Origin of the sequence: Desertibacillus haloalkaliphilus (assembly GCF_019039105.1) — a bacterium.
Lineage (GTDB): Bacteria > Bacillota > Bacilli > Bacillales > KJ1-10-99 > Desertibacillus > Desertibacillus haloalkaliphilus.
In genome coordinates this window covers 1-319 of sequence record NZ_JAHPIV010000657.1, presented here as the reverse complement: position 1 = coordinate 319, position 319 = coordinate 1, and the positions used below count along the sequence as shown (strand labels likewise).

Sequence of the window (319 nt, the reverse complement as noted above, 5' to 3'; positions counted from 1 at the left end):
AAGGGGAGAGGGAAGGAGGGGGGAGAGAGAGAAGAGGGAAAAAGAGGGAAAAGGAAGAACAAGACAGGGAAGAGAGGAAGAGAAGAGGGGAAGGGGGGGGGGAAAAAGGGGAGAGGAGGAAGGGGAAAGGAAAAAGAAGGGGAAGAAAGGGGGGAGGAAAAGGGGGGGAGAGGGGAAGGGGGGGAAGGAGAGAAGAGGGGAGAGAGAAGGAAGGGAAAGAAGGAGGGAAGAGGGGAGAGAAAGAGAGGAGAAAAAAAAAAGGGAAAGAAAAGGAAGGGGGGAGGGGGAGAGAAGAGGGAGAGAGAGGAAGGGGAAGAAA

General features: G+C 54.5%; 1 protein-coding gene. It reads left to right on the top strand.

What is annotated here, in order from left to right; genetic code table 11:
- Positions 1-319, top strand: a 319-nt coding sequence (locus KH400_RS30520; protein ID WP_217228800.1) for a hypothetical protein, incomplete at both ends; no start/stop codon positions are given.